Origin of the sequence: Rhizobium sp. BT-226, assembly GCF_025847085.2 — a bacterium.
Lineage (GTDB): Bacteria > Pseudomonadota > Alphaproteobacteria > Rhizobiales > Rhizobiaceae > Rhizobium > Rhizobium sophorae.
Genome location: NZ_JAOYTI010000005.1, coordinates 226,779 through 242,107 on the forward strand (window position 1 = coordinate 226,779; position 15,329 = coordinate 242,107).

16 protein-coding genes are annotated in these 15,329 nt (G+C 60.9%); all 16 read right to left on the reverse strand.

The window, feature by feature from the left end; genetic code table 11:
• Positions 1-10: 10 nt before the first annotated feature.
• Entirely contained in the window at positions 11-271 is a 261-nt protein-coding gene (gene minE, locus OIU37_RS28130) for a cell division topological specificity factor MinE (protein ID WP_003574994.1), read from the reverse strand.
• A complete protein-coding gene (minD, locus tag OIU37_RS28135; RefSeq protein WP_025397600.1) occupies positions 268-1,083 on the reverse strand; it encodes a septum site-determining protein MinD in 816 nt (271 codons plus the stop codon). The genes minE and minD overlap by 4 nt, the downstream gene beginning before the upstream one ends.
• Positions 1,084-1,168: 85 nt before the next feature.
• Positions 1,169-1,888 (reverse strand): septum site-determining protein MinC, encoded by a 720-nt coding sequence (gene minC / locus OIU37_RS28140; RefSeq protein ID WP_264259323.1) that lies wholly within the window; start codon positions 1,886-1,888, stop codon positions 1,169-1,171.
• A 209-nt stretch (positions 1,889-2,097) separates the two neighbouring features.
• Positions 2,098-2,700, reverse strand: coding sequence for a PAS domain-containing protein (locus OIU37_RS28145; RefSeq protein ID WP_319004763.1), 603 nt, complete (start codon positions 2,698-2,700; stop codon positions 2,098-2,100).
• A 121-nt stretch (positions 2,701-2,821) separates the two neighbouring features.
• Positions 2,822-4,159, reverse strand: coding sequence for an NAD(P)-binding domain-containing protein (locus tag OIU37_RS28150; RefSeq protein ID WP_171604890.1), 1,338 nt, complete (start codon positions 4,157-4,159; stop codon positions 2,822-2,824).
• A 40-nt stretch (positions 4,160-4,199) separates the two neighbouring features.
• Positions 4,200-5,240 carry a DUF3445 domain-containing protein gene (locus OIU37_RS28155; protein WP_171604891.1) on the reverse strand — a complete coding sequence of 347 codons (1,041 nt, stop codon included), beginning with the start codon at positions 5,238-5,240 and terminating at the stop codon, positions 4,200-4,202.
• Positions 5,241-5,274: 34 nt separating this feature from the next.
• Entirely contained in the window at positions 5,275-6,240 is a 966-nt protein-coding gene (locus OIU37_RS28160) for a PDR/VanB family oxidoreductase (RefSeq protein WP_264259324.1), read from the reverse strand.
• Positions 6,237-6,842, reverse strand: coding sequence for a dimethylamine monooxygenase subunit DmmA family protein (locus OIU37_RS28165; protein WP_264259325.1), 606 nt, complete (start codon positions 6,840-6,842; stop codon positions 6,237-6,239). Before OIU37_RS28165 ends, OIU37_RS28160 begins: the two co-directional genes overlap by 4 nt.
• A gap of 11 nt (positions 6,843-6,853) precedes the next feature.
• Positions 6,854-7,987: an aminomethyltransferase family protein gene (locus OIU37_RS28170; RefSeq protein WP_264259326.1), complete on the reverse strand. Its 1,134-nt coding sequence runs from the start codon at positions 7,985-7,987 to the stop codon at positions 6,854-6,856.
• A gap of 150 nt (positions 7,988-8,137) precedes the next feature.
• The gene (gene purU, locus OIU37_RS28175; RefSeq protein ID WP_264259327.1) at positions 8,138-9,022 is read right to left on the reverse strand and encodes a formyltetrahydrofolate deformylase; all 885 of its coding nucleotides are present in this window, start codon (positions 9,020-9,022) and stop codon (positions 8,138-8,140) included.
• A gap of 94 nt (positions 9,023-9,116) precedes the next feature.
• Positions 9,117-10,424: a type III glutamate--ammonia ligase gene (glnT, locus tag OIU37_RS28180; protein ID WP_027665464.1), complete on the reverse strand. Its 1,308-nt coding sequence runs from the start codon at positions 10,422-10,424 to the stop codon at positions 9,117-9,119.
• An 80-nt stretch (positions 10,425-10,504) separates the two neighbouring features.
• The gene (locus OIU37_RS28185) at positions 10,505-11,833 is read right to left on the reverse strand and encodes an FMN-binding glutamate synthase family protein (RefSeq protein WP_003548137.1); all 1,329 of its coding nucleotides are present in this window, start codon (positions 11,831-11,833) and stop codon (positions 10,505-10,507) included.
• A 14-nt stretch (positions 11,834-11,847) separates the two neighbouring features.
• On the reverse strand, positions 11,848-12,534 hold the full coding sequence (locus OIU37_RS28190; RefSeq protein ID WP_264259328.1) for a GXGXG domain-containing protein: 687 nt from the start codon (positions 12,532-12,534) through the stop codon (positions 11,848-11,850).
• Positions 12,535-12,572: 38 nt separating this feature from the next.
• Entirely contained in the window at positions 12,573-13,481 is a 909-nt protein-coding gene (locus OIU37_RS28195; RefSeq protein ID WP_264259329.1) for a glutamine amidotransferase family protein, read from the reverse strand.
• 88 nt (positions 13,482-13,569) lie between these two features.
• Entirely contained in the window at positions 13,570-14,253 is a 684-nt protein-coding gene (locus OIU37_RS28200) for a helix-turn-helix domain-containing protein (RefSeq protein ID WP_264259330.1), read from the reverse strand.
• Between the two features lie 79 nt (positions 14,254-14,332).
• Positions 14,333-15,292, reverse strand: coding sequence for a GlxA family transcriptional regulator (locus tag OIU37_RS28205; protein ID WP_264259331.1), 960 nt, complete (start codon positions 15,290-15,292; stop codon positions 14,333-14,335).
• Positions 15,293-15,329 lie beyond the last annotated feature (37 nt).

The window sequence follows — 15,329 nt, forward strand, 5'->3', positions numbered from 1 at the left end:
GCGCTCTCTTTCAAGCGGCCTGCACGGCCGCATTCAGCGGGATTTCGACGTCGATTTCGAGCGTTGAAACGTATTCGTTGCGATCGATCGTCACCTGCACCTTGTCGTGGTCGAGCTGCACATGCTTTGCGATCACTGCAAGGATTTCCTCGCGCAGCAGGGAGACCAGGTCCGACCCCGCCGAGGAACGTTCATGGGCGAGAAGGACCTGCAGCCGTTCGCGGGCCGCCGGGGCGGTTCTCTGCTTATTGAAAAGACGGAAAATATTCATGCCGCCCTCCGTCCAAAGATCTTGCCGAATATATTCCGCTTTTCCTCTGGGATGGCGATCGGCACGACTTCACCGGCGAGCCGGCGAGCGGCGTCGAAATAGGCCATGGCAGCCGCGCTGCGGCTGTCTGCCAGCGTGACCGGCGCACCAATATTGGATGCCCGCAGCACATCCATGCTTTCGGGTATGATGCCGAGCAGCGGGATGGACAGGATCTCCAGGACGTCGTCGACCTTGAGCATGTCGCCGCGTTCGGCGCGGTTGGCGTCGTAGCGGGTCAGCAAAAGGTGCTTTTCCATCCGCTCGCCGCGCTCGGCCTTGGCGGTCTTGGCATCCAGCAGGCCGATGATGCGATCCGAATCGCGCACCGACGAGACCTCGGGATTGGTGACGACCACGGCAACGTCGGCGTGGCGCATGGCGAGCGTTGCGCCGCGCTCGATCCCGGCGGGGCTGTCGCAGATGATCCAGTCGAAATAGCGCTTCAGGTCGTTGATGACGCGCTCGACACCCTCGGCCGTCAGATTGTCCTTGTCGCGCGTCTGCGAGGCCGGCAGCAGGAACAGCGTTTCCAGCCGCTTGTCGCGGATCAGCGCCTGGGTAAGCTTGGCATCGCCCTGGATGACATTGATCAGGTCGTAGACGACCCTGCGTTCGGCGCCCATCACGAGGTCGAGATTGCGTAAGCCGACGTCGAAATCGACGACGACGACTTTTTCATTGCGTTGCGCCAGCGCCGCTCCCAATGCGGCGGTCGAGGTCGTCTTGCCAACCCCACCCTTGCCTGACGTGACGACGATCACTTTCCCCATCATTGTCTCTCCTTTGCCGTGGCCCCAGTAATTCAAAGTGTTAACGCGTCCTTCGCGGCTCTCGAAGAGACGCGCGGCGCTGTCGTCAGATCAGTTTCTCTGCCATGATCGCGTCGTCTTCGAGCCAGAGCTGAACAGCCTGTCCGCGAAGATTGGGGGCCATGTCTTCCGCCATTTTGTAGATGCCGTCGATTGCAACCAGCTCGGCCTCGAGCTTGCGGCAAAAGATCCGCGCCGATGCGTTTCCGATGGAACCCGCCATGGCTCGGCCACGCAAGGCGCCGTAGATATGGACGGACCCGCCGGCGATGACCTCGGCACCCGAGGCGACCGATCCGATGACGGTGACATCGCCTTCCGGAAAGATCACCGATTGCCCCGAGCGCACCGGCTCCCTGATGACGATCGATTGCATGGCCGGGCGGCTCTCCGCCACCGCCGGTTTGCCGGGCGGATCGGCGGGCTCCTTTGCCTGAACCTCGATATCGGAAACCGAACGACCGCCTTTGAGTGCCGGCGGCATGCCGGAGCCGAGGATCGAAGGCCGGGCGCCCTCGATGCCCATGATGCTGACATTGCGCTTGGCAAGTTCGGCGATCAGATCCTTCAGCTGCGGCCGGTCGATTTGCAGGTCCGTCAGATCGAGCACGACAGGCCGTCCCAGGAAGAAGCCGGCCGAACGCGCGGCCAGATCGTCCAGCCTGATCAACCAATCATCGATCGGAAGATGCGGAGACAGCATGACCGCGAGGAATGAGCGGCCCTTGATGCGGATAGAGCGAGCGTCTGTTAGCACTTTGGTCATCTATGTGAAGAAATCGTTGACCATGTCTACCGCTGCTATGGTTAACAAAAAGTTAACGCAGGCTTAATTTCACCCACAATCACTTGAGATTCTTCAAGCGCGGGATTACCGCAAGTCATTGGAAAAGCGTTGCAATCTGCGGAGGCACCGAACGGTTAATAATGCGGCTTTGAACGTGAGCCGCAAAGTCTCCGCTGCCTGGGAAAAGCTCAGCCTTCCGCCTTGCGTTGTGCGTTGGAAATGGCGCGTGCGGCCTCTTCCGAGGAGTTGGCAAGCGTGCGCATCTCGGCGGCAAGCACAGCAAAGCCCGATCCGGCCGTGCCGGCGCGGGCCGCCTCGATGCCGGCATTGACGGCGAGCAGCTTCAGGTAACGCAGCGATTGCAGGATCTCATTGGTCTTCGAGGCGGTGACGCGCATGTCGGCGGTCTGCTCATCGATTCGCTGATAGAGCGATTCGATGTTGATGATGCTGCCTTCGAGATAGAGAAGCTCACCCTTTTCGTCCCAGATACCGCCGCCGGTCTCGGTGACCCAGATGAGATGGCCCATGGCGTGACGGATGCGGTATTCCATCGTCCAGTCCGTGCGCCTCTCCAGCGCCCGTCCGACGATCTCGTCCATGAGAGGCACGTCTTCCTCGTACATGATCGAGGTGAATGTCCGCGTACGGTTGCCGATGATCTCGTCGGCCGGATAACCGAAGATGCGCTCGATGCCGTTGGTCATCTCAAGCATCGTGTAGTTTTCATCGGCGCGGCAGCGATAGAGAAAACCGCTCATGCGCCCGAGAATGCTCGTTTGAAAATCCATGAAGGCCACATCCGAAAAGAAGAATTGCAGATGGATTTATGTCGTCTCATTTAAAAAGGCGCACGTCACAATGCCGGAAGAGAGCACGAACACCCTCCTCCGGCAATGCAGGTCCGCCTCATCAGTTGCGCAGATATTCCTCCATGGAATCGTCGAGTGCCTCGATCCAGGGTGTATGGTGCGTCGGCGACATGTTGCCGGTCATCAGCGACCGGTAGGCATGGTCGCGGAAGCCCATGATGTTGTGGGCCTTGTGATGTTCCCACTCCATGAAGGTCCGGTTGGTGCCCTCGATGTCGAAGCTGGGATAATCGGTTTCGGCAAGCAGTTCTTTCACATAGTCGCCCTGATACCAGATCATCTGCTCGGCATCTTCGAGCGTCTCCTCGCGGGCGCGCCACATGTCGAAATTGGCCTTCAGCTCCTCTTCCGGCGGCAGCGTGATGCGGCCCATCATCACGTCGCGCGCCCACCAGGCCTGCACGTCGAACATGTTGAAGGTGTAGAACTGATCCTGCATGCCGATATAGAAAAGCTGTGGGTTCTTGTCGAAGATCACCCCCTTGTAGAGGCTGTCGGCCCAGAGGCGATTGGCGGTCTTCAGCCGGAGGTCGTCGGGCAGGAAGGGGAAGTGGTGCTGGTATCCGGTGCAGAGGATCAGGGCGTCGACCTCCTTCGTCGAGCCGTCGAGGAAATGCGCCGTGCGGTTTTCGAGCTTCACCAGCAGCGGCCGCTCCTCGAAATTCTCCGGCCATTTGAAGCCCATCGGCTTCGAGCGATAGCTCGTCGTCACCGATTTCGCGCCGTATTTCCAGCATTGCGAGCCGATGTCTTCGGCCGAATAGCTGCGGCCGACGATCAGGATGTTCTTGCCCTTGAACTCAAGCGCGTCGCGGAAGTCGTGGGCATGCAGCACGCGGCCGTTGAAGGTTTTGACGCCTTCGAAATAGGGCACGTTCGGCGTCGAGAAGTGACCGGATGCCACGACCACATAGTCGAATTCCTCATCATACATCCGGTCCTCGACGCGGTTATGCGCCGTCACCGTGAACTTCTTCGTCTGATCGTCGAAGCGGACCATGCGCACCGGCGTGCTGAAACGCACCCAGTGGCGGACGTTCGCCTTCTCGACGCGCCCCTTGATATAATCCCAGAGCACGGCGCGCGGCGGATAGGAGGCGATCGGCTTGCCGAAATGCTCCTCGAAGGAATAATCGGCGAATTCGAGGCATTCCTTCGGGCCGTTCGACCAGAGGTAACGATACATGCTGCCGTGGACCGGCTCGCCATATTCGTCGAGCCCGGTGCGCCAGGTATAGTTCCAGAGCCCGCCCCAGTCCGACTGCTTTTCGAAGCAGACGATCTCCGGGATCTCGGCGCCCTTCTGGGCGGCCGATTGAAAGGCGCGCAGCTGCGCCAGTCCGGAAGGACCGGCACCGATGACGGCTACTCTTGTCATGAAGCATTCCCCTCTTGATTATATCGTATTGTCCTGCGTGTCAGTCCGGATAGATGCCGGGGCTGGTGGGTGCCCCATCGTCATATTTGGCAAGCCAGTCGATCGTCGTCTCGCGGAAGCGGGTGAGGCCCTTGTAGTCGATGAGCTCAGGCGGCAGCGTCTTCAGTACGCGCGGAAAGCGTCGCGCCCATTTCGGCACGGTGACGAGCTCTTCCATGTTCATCAGGTAGCAGCGGATGACGAAGAGGATGGCGTTCGAGCGCGGCAGGCGCCAGAGGCTCTGCAATTCGACACGCAGATGCACCTTCTCACCGACATTGTCCGGCGTCACCGTGGTGCGGTCGGGCCCCCATTTGTGATAATTCTCCGGGCTGGTGTCGAGCCGCGGATTGATCGTCATCGTCCAGTTGAAGCGTCGCGTCGGCTTGCCCTGCTGCAGGTTCAGCAGGAATTTCAGCGCCCTGTCGAAGACGCCGATCTGGTGGGCGAGCGGCACCGGCCCGTGCCATTCCATGAAGTTCATGCCGATATCGAAATCGAGCGACCAGTCGGCCTGAGTCGTCACCATGCCGGCATCCATCCAGAGATTGCTGTCGCGCTGGTCGACGATGCAGAAATCGCCCTGGGCCTGGCGGGTGATATATTCGAAGGGCTCATAGGGCAGCGTCGAGGCATCGCCGAAGGTGAAGCTGTCGTCGATGCCGAGTGGGCGGTTGATCCAGCGCCACTGGTCGCCGTTGCGGATCAGCGTGAAATGGTCGGGGTATCCTGCCGCCTGCTGTTCCATCAATAGTTCGAGCGTGTCCCACTGCGCGCTCATCATGTGCGGCAGCGCCTGGTAGCGCAGCGGATCTTCCTTCAGCACCAGCGCCCGGTCGTGCATCTCGGCGACATAATGCTCGTCGACGTCGATCAGGCTTTCGTAGACGGTTCCCGCCCGGCCGTGCACATGCGGCTCCATATTGACCGAATACATGTATTCGTCGCGGTCGAAGGGAAACGGGAAACGCCGGATGTTTTCGGGGCTGTTGCGGTAGCTGAAGTCGTTCCGGAAGGTTTCCTGCTTGAAGGCGATTGCCATGTTCGGTCTCCTTGTTCCGCTTTTCCCGATGCCGCTAGAGATCAAGATGAAGCGTGTTTCCCTCGAAGCGGGAAACGCAGATCATCACCTTGCGGCCGGATGCTTTTTCTTCGCTCGTCAGATAGACGTCATGGTGCAGCAGCTTGCCGTCGCAGGTGACGACCCCGGTCTCGCATTGACCGCAGGCGCCGCCGCGACAGAGGAAGGGCGCGTCGACGCCCGCCGCCTCGATCGCCTCCAGCATGCTTTCGTGATGGCCGACCTTCACGGTCTTGCCGGACCGCAGGAGCTCGATCGCGAAGGGCTTGCCGGGCAGCGACGACAGGAACCGTTCCGAATGCAGGTTCTGTTCCGGCCAGCCGGCGTTGAGGCCGGCTTTCAACACGCCGTCGATCATGCCGGACGGGCCGCAGACATAGAGATGTGTGCCGAGCGGCTGGCTGTCGAGCAGCCGCGTCAGGGGGATGGCGTCGCCTTCGGCATCGCAATAGACCTTGATGCGATGTCCGCCGTAACGCTCCTGGAGTTCCCGCCAGTAGGCGCCGCGGTCGCGCGTGCGGATGGCATAATGCAGCTCGAAATTGGCGCCTTCGCGGGAGAACTGCTCCATCATCGCGATGAAGGGCGTAATGCCGATGCCGCCGGCGATCAGAAGATGCTTGCGCCCGCGCCAGTCCGGCTGGAACAGGTTGACGGGATAGCTGACCTTCAGCTCGTCGCCTTCGCGGACTTTCTCATGCATGAAGGTGGAGCCGCCGCGTGAATCCTCGACATGCAGCACGCTGATCTCATAGGCTGCGCAATCATGCGGCGGCGACATCAGCGAATAGGCGTTGCGGCGCATATGGCCGCCATCGTTCATCGAGACGATGACATGGGCACCGCCGGAGAAATAAGGCATCGGTTTGCCATCCAAGCGCTCGAAGCGAAAGCGCTTGACGCGCTCGGCGATCGGCGTGATCCGCGCCACGCGGACAGGAATTTCAGTACCACCGCTCAAAGGAACAACTCCTCCGGATCAGGCGCGCTGCCCGGTTCTTCCGCATCGATATTGACGCCCTGGAAGGCCGCGAGCCGGCGCGAATAATGGTCGCGCACCAGAAGCGGCAGCCCGCAATGGCTGCAGGCAAACGGGCTGGTGGTGACGTCGTCGGTGATGCCCTTGCAATGGACGCATTGCACACGCCGGGCCAGCGAGCCGCGATGCTCGGTGATGACGGACGCATGGTCCATACCGTAATCGAGCGCCACGAGCATTGCCTGGCCGATAAAGCCTTCCGTGCCCGAAAGATAAAGCCGCGTGCCCATATGAGCAGTGGCAAGCGAACCCTTCAATCGGACGAGCAGCGTTGCGATTGTCGGCGCCGTGAAGAACATGTCGGCGCCGAGGCGGCGCAGCGTCTCGTCCAGGCCGGATCCTTGCGAGCCGCGGGCGACATAGAGGATCTCGCTGCGGGAAAGAGCCGTTTCGTCAAGCGCCGGCTGCTGATCGAGCAGAGCCTTGGCGCCCTCCCCTTCGAGCGCGAAAATGTGCCGCCGGGCGTTGGGCTGGATGGTCAGGCCCGTGTAGACTGGTCGGCTTTTGATGCCTGCAACGAGCATTCGCGTGCTCCTTAACCTACGGCGGTCCTCTTCTTCTTCTCCGGATCGTCGAAAGGAAGCGTGTGGGCGGTGGCGCCTGCCTTCACGGTCTTACCGCGAACTTCGAGTTTCGTCCCATGCACCGCCTTGTCAACGTCCAGACGGGCAATCGCCATGGATTTCTGCGTCAGCGACGAATAGCTCGGGCAGGTTATGACGCCGACCTTTTTGCCGTCGGCAAAGACTTCGTCGCCGAGATCGGCCGGCCCGTCGGCATCGATCAGCATGCCGAAGATCTTGAAGCGTTCCTTACCCTTGAGGCGAGCATGTTCCTCGGCCCCACGGAAGCCCGTCTTGCCGGGGCTGACGGTGAAGTCGAGGCCGAGTTCCCAGAGACTGTCGCCGGGCGGCTGATCGGCGAAGGGATACATCTGCGAATTGTCGTAGGGGTAGAAGAGCAGGTAGCTTTCGACCCGCAGCATGTCGAGAACGGAGAAGCAGCAGGGGATAATGCCCATCTCCCTGCCTTCCTCGACGATCCGGTCCCAGACCATGACGGCGTCCTGGCCGCGCACGAAGATCTCGTAGCCGCGTTCGCCGGTATAGCCGGTACGCGAGATCATCACCGGTGCGCCGAACAGCGTCGTCTGCATGTGGTGGAAATATTTGAGGTCGCGGATGCCAGGCACATATTTGGCGAGATAGTCGACCGCGATCGGACCCTGCAGCGACAGGTCGTGCAGGTCATCGTCGAAGAGCACGGCGCAATTGCGGCCCGCAGCCTGCTTGACGAGTTCCTCATGGCCGGAGCCGGAGCCATGCACGAGCATCCAGGAATTCGGGCCGGTGCGATAGACGATGCAGTCGTCAGTGAAGTGGCCGTGGTCGTTCAGCATGGTCGCGTAGACCGATCGGCCGGGGTAGATCTTCGTCAGGTCGCGGGTGGTGATGGAGTCAAGCACGGCGATGGCGTGCGGGCCGACCAGGTGCACCTTCTTCAGGCCCGAAACATCCATAATGCCGGCCTTGGTGCGGACGGCGACATGCTCTTCCGACATGTCCTTGTCGTAGGTCCAGGCGGTTCCCATGCCGCTCCAGTCCTCGAGCTTCGATCCCAGAGCGCGATGCCGATCCGCCAAGACGGAGAAACGCCATGATAAAGCCATTGTCCGTTCCCTTTTATTTCCTCTACGGAATATTTATTTCCTGACTATATTCGTCTTTTGCGCCGTGGCAAGCCCGACCGGCATGCATTTTCCAAAACTTTGACGGCGTCTGTCCTGCGGCGCGATGGGTGCGATGACGCCAATCATCTCTCAGCCCATCCGCTCCGACGCATAGCTGCCGGGGCTTGCCGGGAAGACCACTGTGCGGTTGCCGTTGATGAAGGTGCGGTGATGAATATGGGCGTGGATGGCGCGCGCGAGCACCTGGCTTTCGACATCGCGGCCGATCGAGACGTAATCGTCGGGCGACTGCGCATGGGTGATGCGCGCCGTGTCCTGCTCGATGATCGGGCCTTCGTCGAGATCGGCGGTGACGTAATGCGCCGTCGCCCCGATCAGCTTCACGCCGCGGCCGTAGGCTTGTTTGTAAGGATTGGCGCCCTTGAAGCTCGGCAGGAAGGAATGGTGGATGTTGATGATCTTCCCGGACATTTTCTGGCACATCTCGTCCGACAGGATCTGCATGTAGCGGGCGAGCACGATCAGCTCCGTGCCGGTCTGCTCGGCCACCTCCATGATATGGGCCTCGGCCTGCGCCTTGTTGGCCTTGGTGACCGGAATATGGTGGAAGGGAATGTCGTGGTTGACCACGACCTTCTGGTAATCGAAATGGTTGGAGACGACGCCGACGATATCGATCGGCAGTGCGCCGATCTTCCAGCGGTAAAGCAGGTCGTTGAGACAATGGCCGAAACGCGACACCATCAGCAGCACCTTCATGCGCTTCTCGCTGTCGTGAAAATCATAATCCATTTCGAAAGGAGCGGCGATGGCTGCAAAACCGGCGTCGATATCGGCGCCCGAAAGTCCCTCTTCCGAAATGAAGCTGACGCGCATGAAGAACTTGCCGGTATCGAGATCGTCGAACTGCGAGCTGTCGATGATGTTGCAGCCCCTGTCGGCCAGATAGCTCGAAATCGCCGCGACGATGCCGCGCGTCGATTTGCAAGATACGGTGAGTACGAAGTTCTTCATGCTGTCTCTTTCTTCGCTATCCCAAGCGCAAAGGGCCAGATCACGCCGGAGCTTGTTCGCCCCGGCGCGTCAGTGATTGGAGGCTTCCAGCCACTCAGATGTCGAGTGTACTGTCGCGTTCCCACTGGGTGAAATGCGAGCAGTAGGCATTCCATTCCTGATGCTTGAGCTTGAGATAGGCGGCGGAAAACTCGGCCCCGATCGCCTGCTTCAAGCCCTCGTCGGCATCATAGGCGCGTAGCGCGTCGAGCAGATTGAGCGGCAGGCGCGGCGCGTCCTTTACCAGATACCCCTCGGCATACATGTCGATATCGTAGTGCCGGCCGGGATCAGCTTGGCTGCGGATGCCGTCGAGGCCGGCCGCGATGATGATCGCCTGCAGCAGATACGGGTTGACCGCACCATCAGGCAGGCGCAGCTCGAAGCGGCCCGGTCCCGGCACGCGCACCATGTGGGTGCGGTTGTTGCCCGTCCAGGTCACGGTGTTCGGCGCCCAGGTCGCGCCCGATGTGGTGCGCGGCGCGTTGATGCGCTTGTAGGAATTGACCGTCGGATTGGTGATCGCGGCCAGCGCGGAGGCGTGCTTCATGATGCCGCCGAGGAAGGTTTTACCCTGAGCGGAGAGCCCAAATGGCATTTCCTTGTCCGCGAAGGCGTTGACCTTGCCATCGATGTCCCAGACCGAGATGTGGGCATGGCACCCGTTTCCGGTCAGGCCCTTGAAGGGCTTCGGCATGAATGTAGCGCGAAGGCCGTGTTTTTCGGCGACCGACTTGACCATGAACTTGAAGAAGGAGTGCTTGTCTGCCGTCTGAAGCGCGTCGTCATATTCCCAGTTCATCTCGAACTGGCCGTTCGCGTCCTCGTGGTCGTTCTGATAGGGCTTCCAGCCGAGCTCGAGCATGTAGTCGCAAATCTCGGCGATGACATCATAGCGACGCATCACGGCCTGCTGATCGTAGCAGGGCTTTTCGGCTGTATCGAACTGGTCCGAAATCACCGAGCCGTCGGCGGAGATCAGAAAGAACTCGGGTTCCACGCCGGTTTTCACCCGGAGCCCTTCTTTCGCAGCTTCGGCGACCAGTCTTTTCAGCACCACACGCGGTGCCTGTTCGACAGGCTGATCGTCCATGACGCAGTCGGCCGCAACCCATGCGACGTCTTTCTTCCAGGGTAGCTGGATCACGGAGGAAGCATCGGGAAGCGCGAACAGGTCGGGATGGGCAGGCGTCAGATCGAGCCAGGTTGCAAAGCCCGCAAAGCCGGCGCCATCTTTCTGCATATCGGCAATGGCTTCCGCGGGGACCAGCTTGGCGCGTTGGCCTCCGAACAGGTCGGTATAGCTGATCATGAAATATTTGATGCCTTTGTCTCTGGCAAAAGCAGCAAGGTCCAGTGTCATTCTCGTTCCCCTTTGGATTTCTTGGAGACACTTTGGTTATGGATGCGAGACGGCCGGGACGTTTGCCCGGCCGGTAGAAATCAGTAGCCTCCCTTGCCGGGATACCAGTTTGTGCCAGCGAGCGGGATCTGGGCCATGGCGGCCGCCTCCATCGTCAGGGCGCAAAGATCTTCCGGTTCCAGGTTGTGCAGGTGGTTCTTGCCGCAGGCGCGCGCGATGGTCTGGGCTTCCAGCGTCATAACCTTCAGATAGTTGGCGAGACGGCGGCCGGCGGCGATCGGATCAAGCCGCTTCATCAGTTCCGGGTCCTGCGTGGTGATGCCGGCCGGGTCTTTGCCTTCGTGCCAGTCGTCATAGGCGCCGGCCGTCGTGCCGAGCTTCTGGTATTCTTCTTCCCAATGCGGATCATTGTCGCCGATCGCAACGAGCGCTGCCGTGCCGATGGCGACGGCATCGGCGCCCAGCGCCAGTGCCTTCGCCACGTCGGCGCCCGAACGGATGCCGCCCGAGATGATCAGTTGCACCTTGCGGTGCATGCCAAGATCCTGCAGCGCCTGGACGGCGGGGCGGATGCAGGCGAGCGTCGGCATGCCGACATTCTCGATGAAGACATCCTGCGTTGCGGCGGTTCCGCCCTGCATGCCATCGAGCACCACCACGTCGGCACCAGCCTTCACGGCGAGCGCCGTATCGTAATAGGGACGCGCGCCGCCGACCTTCACATAGATCGGCTTTTCCCAGTCGGTGATCTCGCGCAGTTCCAGGATCTTGATTTCGAGATCGTCCGGGCCGGTCCAATCCGGATGGCGGCAGGCCGAGCGCTGGTCGATGCCCTTCGGCAGGTTGCGCATGTTGGCGACGCGATCGGAGATCTTCTGGCCGAGCAGCATGCCGCCGCCGCCGGGCTTTGCACCCTGACCGACAACCACTTCGATCGCGTCGGCGCGACGCAGATCCTTGGGATTCATGCCGTATCGCGACGGCAGATACTGGTAGACCAGAGTCTGCGAATGCCCGCGCTCTTCATCGGTCATCCCGCCGTCGCCTGTCGTGGTGGAGGTTCCGGCAATCGTTGCGCCGCGTCCGAGCGCCTCCTTGGCATTGCCAGACAGAGCGCCGAAGCTCATGCCGGCAATGGTGATCGGCGTCTTCAGGTGGATGGGCTTTTTGGCGAAGCGTGCGCCGAGGACGACTGACGTGTCGCACTTCTCGCGGTAACCTTCGAGCGGATAGCGCGAGATCGATGCGCCGAGAAACAGCAGGTCGTCGAAATGCGGAACCTTCCGTTTGGTGCCGGCGCCACGGATGTCGTAAATGCCGGTCGCCGCAGCGCGGCGGATTTCCGCCAGCGTGTAATCGTCGAAGGTCGCGGACTTGCGCGGCGGGGTATAGGGGTTGTGATAGCTCATGATGGTCCCTCGCCTTAATATGCGTCAGCGTTGTCGATATTGAAATTGTAGAGCTTGCGGGCGGAGCCGTAACGCTTGAATTCCTCGGGCCTCACTTCGCTCACACCCGCCTTTTCGAGAAGTTCGGCCAGCTTCGTCAGATGCTCGGGACGCAGCTCCTTTTCGATGCAATCGGCACCCAGGCTCTTGACCGAACCGCGCACGAAGAGCTTCGCCTCGTAGAGCGAATCCCCAAGCGCATCGCCGGCATCGCCGAGCACCACGAGGTGGCCGGACTGGCCCATGAAGGCGGACATGTGGCCTATATTGCCATGAACGACGATGTCGATGCCCTTCATCGAGATGCCGCAGCGTGACGCCGCATTGCCCTTGATGACAAGGAGGCCGCCGCGGCCGGTTGCCCCGGCATACTGGCTGGCATCGCCCTCGATGACGACTGTTCCAGACATCATGTTTTCCGCAACACCCGGACCTGCCGAACCGTGAACGGTGACGGTCCCGCCGTCGTTCATGCCGGCGCAATAATAGCCGACCGACCCCTTCACGTCGACCGTGACGGGCGCATCGATGCCGACGGCAACCGAATGGCTGCCGCGCGGATTGACGACTTCGAAGGAAAGATCGTTCGAACCGTTCTGGATGTTGTGCAGGGCGCTGTTGAGTTCACGCAACGGCATAGTGGCAAGATCAATGACAGGCATGTTTCGATAACCCTTGGAGAATGCGCATGAGGTGCCGGTCAAGCGACCTTCTGGTGATCCCAGAAATAGACGGTTGCAGGCTCCGGCTCCCAGACCCGGGCATTCTCGATGCCGGGCAGATTGACGAGCGCCCGGTATTCCGAACCGAATGCGACATACTGGTCCGTTTCGGCCATGACAGCGGGCTTGCAGGCAATCGCATCGCGCACGACGCCGAAGCCGGACTTCGTACCGACGACGAAGGTGAAGAAGCCGTCGAGGTCATCCACCGCGCCTTCCAGCGCCTGGCCGAGATTCTTGCCCTTCGCCATCTCTGCCGTCAGATAGGCGGCGGCGACCTCGGTGTCGTTTTCCGTTTCGAAGGTCATGCCTTCGCGCTTCAGCTCGCGGCGGAGATTGTTGTGGTTCGAGAGCGAGCCATTATGCACCAGGCATTGGTCGGAGCCGGTGGAAAAAGGATGGGCGCCGAGCGTCGTGACGGCCGATTCCGTCGCCATGCGGGTATGGCCGATGCCGTGGGTGCCGGCCATTGAATTGACCGCGAAGCGGGAGACGACATCCTTCGGGAGGCCGGTTTCCTTATAGATCTCGATGGCATCGCCGCTGCTCATGATGCGAACGTTCGGACGCAGTTCCGCGACGGCTGCCTTGCCCGCGTCGAGCAGATCCTTCGCAAGCGTGATGACGGCATGCGTGCTCTTCACCTGGATGGCGACCGGTGCGCCAACCGCCTGGCCGAGCTCGGCCTCGAGGCCGGCGAAATCTTTCTTCGGATTGGGCGACTGGATGGTGATCTTGGCATTGCTGCCGCTGGCGTCGCCATAGATCGCGATACCGGCGCTGTCCGGCCCCCGATCCGTCATCGTCACCAGCATGGACGACAGGAGCGCGCCGAGCTCCGGTTCGAGACTTTTATCCTTGAGGAAGAGACCCACAATTCCGCACATGACCAGACCTCCGTTCGTGTTGAGAAAGGACTAGCAGGTCTGTTTTGGGATTTCAACTCGGAAGAAAGATTTTTTCTTTTAAGGCAAGTCAGCCTTTCGAGCTCCGCTGAGGATAGGTGATGATCGAAAGGTACTTGCTCGGGAGTTTCACCAACTGCTCCGGCCCATGCGGCGCGTCGGCATCGAAGAACAGGCTGTCGCCCGGCTCCATCTGGAAAAGCTGGTCGCCATGGCGATAAACGACCACGCCTTCGAGCATGTAGAGAAATTCCATGCCCTCGTGCTGGAAGGTCGGGAAGGTGTCGGAGTCGGCCGTCAATGTGATGAGATAGGGCTCGACGATGACGCCGCTGGTATTGTTGTCGATATGGCCGAGCAGATTATATTGATGGCCGGCGCGCGTGCCGCGCCGTTCGAGCTCGATGCCCTGCCCCGCCTTGACGAAGACGGCATTGCGCGGTTCCTCATAGCGGCGAAAAAAGGCAGTCAGCGGTACGCCGAGCGCCCGCGACAGCGATTGCAGCGTCGTCAGCGACGGCGAGATGTTGCCGTTCTCGATTTTCGACAGCATGCCGAGTGAAATGCCGGTCGCGGCCGCCAGATCGGTGACCGTGATGCCGAGTTTCTTGCGGTAGGCGCGCACCTCATGGCCGATCGCCATTTCGAGGTTGTTTTCCTTCGGCTCGCGAACGGCGTGCGGGTCCTGGGAAAAGGCAGCGCGTCCACTATGCGCCTGTTCCGGTTGCTCTGCCGCTGCACGCTTGGATTTCATGGGGTTTCTACCGCCGCCTTCTCATTTGTCCAAAGGCAACCCTATCGTCATAGTGAAAATTCCTCAACCGTGAAGAAAACTATTCCCGCCGCGCCGCGCGCGGAGCGATGCCGTAGGCCGCACGGAACATGCGGGAGAAATGGCTCAGACTGGAAAAACCGGTGGCCACCGCGATTTCCGAGACGGAAAGCGGGCTCTGTTTCAGCAGGCGATGGGCATGCTGCAGCCTGATCCTGCGGTATTGATCAAGATAGGTGGTGCCGAGATGGGCCGAAAACAGCCGGTCGAGATGGCGGGGGGTGACGCCAGCGATGCGCGCCATGGCGGCGCGCTCGAGCGGCATCTCGATCGTCTCCTCCATCCGTTCGAGAACGCTGAGCAGACCGGGATGATAGACGCCATAGCGCTCCGCCAGCGAGGCGCGCTGAGGTGCAGCGGGCTCGTTGACCTCTGTATGAAGATACCAGTCGCTGACTCGGCGGGCGAAATCAGGCCCCATGCGCTCGGCGATCAGTACATGCATCATGTCGAGCGGCGCGATGCCGCCGCCGCAGGTGATCCGGTTGCCGTCGATCATGAAACGCGCATGGCGCGGCGTGAGGTCCGGGAAGGCTTCGAGAAGGGCGGCCGCATGCTCCCAGTGGATCGTGAAGTCGCGGCCGCCGAGCAGTCCGGCGGCGGCCATCAGATAGGGGCCGCCCGAGATACCGCCGATCCGCACACCTTCGCGCGACAACTGCCGCAAGCAGGAAAGCACGCCGGGATACCGCCAGTCGCGGGGCAACCCGCCGGCGCAGACGAAGGCCGTTCCGAGCCCCGCGCCCCTGACGGGCAGAGGTTCGGCGGGAACGCTGACGCCCGAGGAGGAAAGCGCCGATGCGCCATCGGGCGAGAAGATCTGCAGCCGATAGATCTCACGTCCGGCCAAGAGATTTGCCGCTCGCAGCGGTTCGGTCGCCGAGGCATAGGACATCAGCGCAAATCCCGGGATGAGGATGAAGCCGATCGTCTGCACATTTCTGCTATCAAGCGAGGACATGTCTCTTTCCTAGCGATTTATGTCCCTATCGTGCAAG

Excerpts from the sequence above, each read along its gene's own strand:
- OIU37_RS28145 (WP_319004763.1), bottom strand. The coding sequence starts at position 2,700 with ATGGATTTTCAAACGAGCATTCTCGGGCGCATGAGCGGTTTTCTCTAT.
- OIU37_RS28190 (WP_264259328.1), bottom strand. The coding sequence starts at position 12,534 with ATGCCTGTCATTGATCTTGCCACTATGCCGTTGCGTGAACTCAACAGC.
- OIU37_RS28170 (WP_264259326.1), bottom strand. The coding sequence starts at position 7,987 with ATGGCTTTATCATGGCGTTTCTCCGTCTTGGCGGATCGGCATCGCGCT.
- glnT (WP_027665464.1), bottom strand. The coding sequence starts at position 10,424 with ATGACACTGGACCTTGCTGCTTTTGCCAGAGACAAAGGCATCAAATAT.
- OIU37_RS28195 (WP_264259329.1), bottom strand. The coding sequence starts at position 13,481 with ATGTGCGGAATTGTGGGTCTCTTCCTCAAGGATAAAAGTCTCGAACCG.
- OIU37_RS28165 (WP_264259325.1), bottom strand. The coding sequence starts at position 6,842 with ATGCTCGTTGCAGGCATCAAAAGCCGACCAGTCTACACGGGCCTGACC.
- OIU37_RS28205 (WP_264259331.1), bottom strand. The coding sequence starts at position 15,292 with ATGTCCTCGCTTGATAGCAGAAATGTGCAGACGATCGGCTTCATCCTC.
- purU (WP_264259327.1), bottom strand. The coding sequence starts at position 9,022 with ATGAAGAACTTCGTACTCACCGTATCTTGCAAATCGACGCGCGGCATC.
- OIU37_RS28155 (WP_171604891.1), bottom strand. The coding sequence starts at position 5,240 with ATGGCAATCGCCTTCAAGCAGGAAACCTTCCGGAACGACTTCAGCTAC.
- OIU37_RS28150 (WP_171604890.1), bottom strand. The coding sequence starts at position 4,159 with ATGACAAGAGTAGCCGTCATCGGTGCCGGTCCTTCCGGACTGGCGCAG.
- minE (WP_003574994.1), bottom strand. The coding sequence starts at position 271 with ATGAATATTTTCCGTCTTTTCAATAAGCAGAGAACCGCCCCGGCGGCC.
- OIU37_RS28200 (WP_264259330.1), bottom strand. The coding sequence starts at position 14,253 with ATGAAATCCAAGCGTGCAGCGGCAGAGCAACCGGAACAGGCGCATAGT.
- minD (WP_025397600.1), bottom strand. The coding sequence starts at position 1,083 with ATGGGGAAAGTGATCGTCGTCACGTCAGGCAAGGGTGGGGTTGGCAAG.
- OIU37_RS28185 (WP_003548137.1), bottom strand. The coding sequence starts at position 11,833 with ATGAGCTATCACAACCCCTATACCCCGCCGCGCAAGTCCGCGACCTTC.
- minC (WP_264259323.1), bottom strand. The coding sequence starts at position 1,888 with ATGACCAAAGTGCTAACAGACGCTCGCTCTATCCGCATCAAGGGCCGC.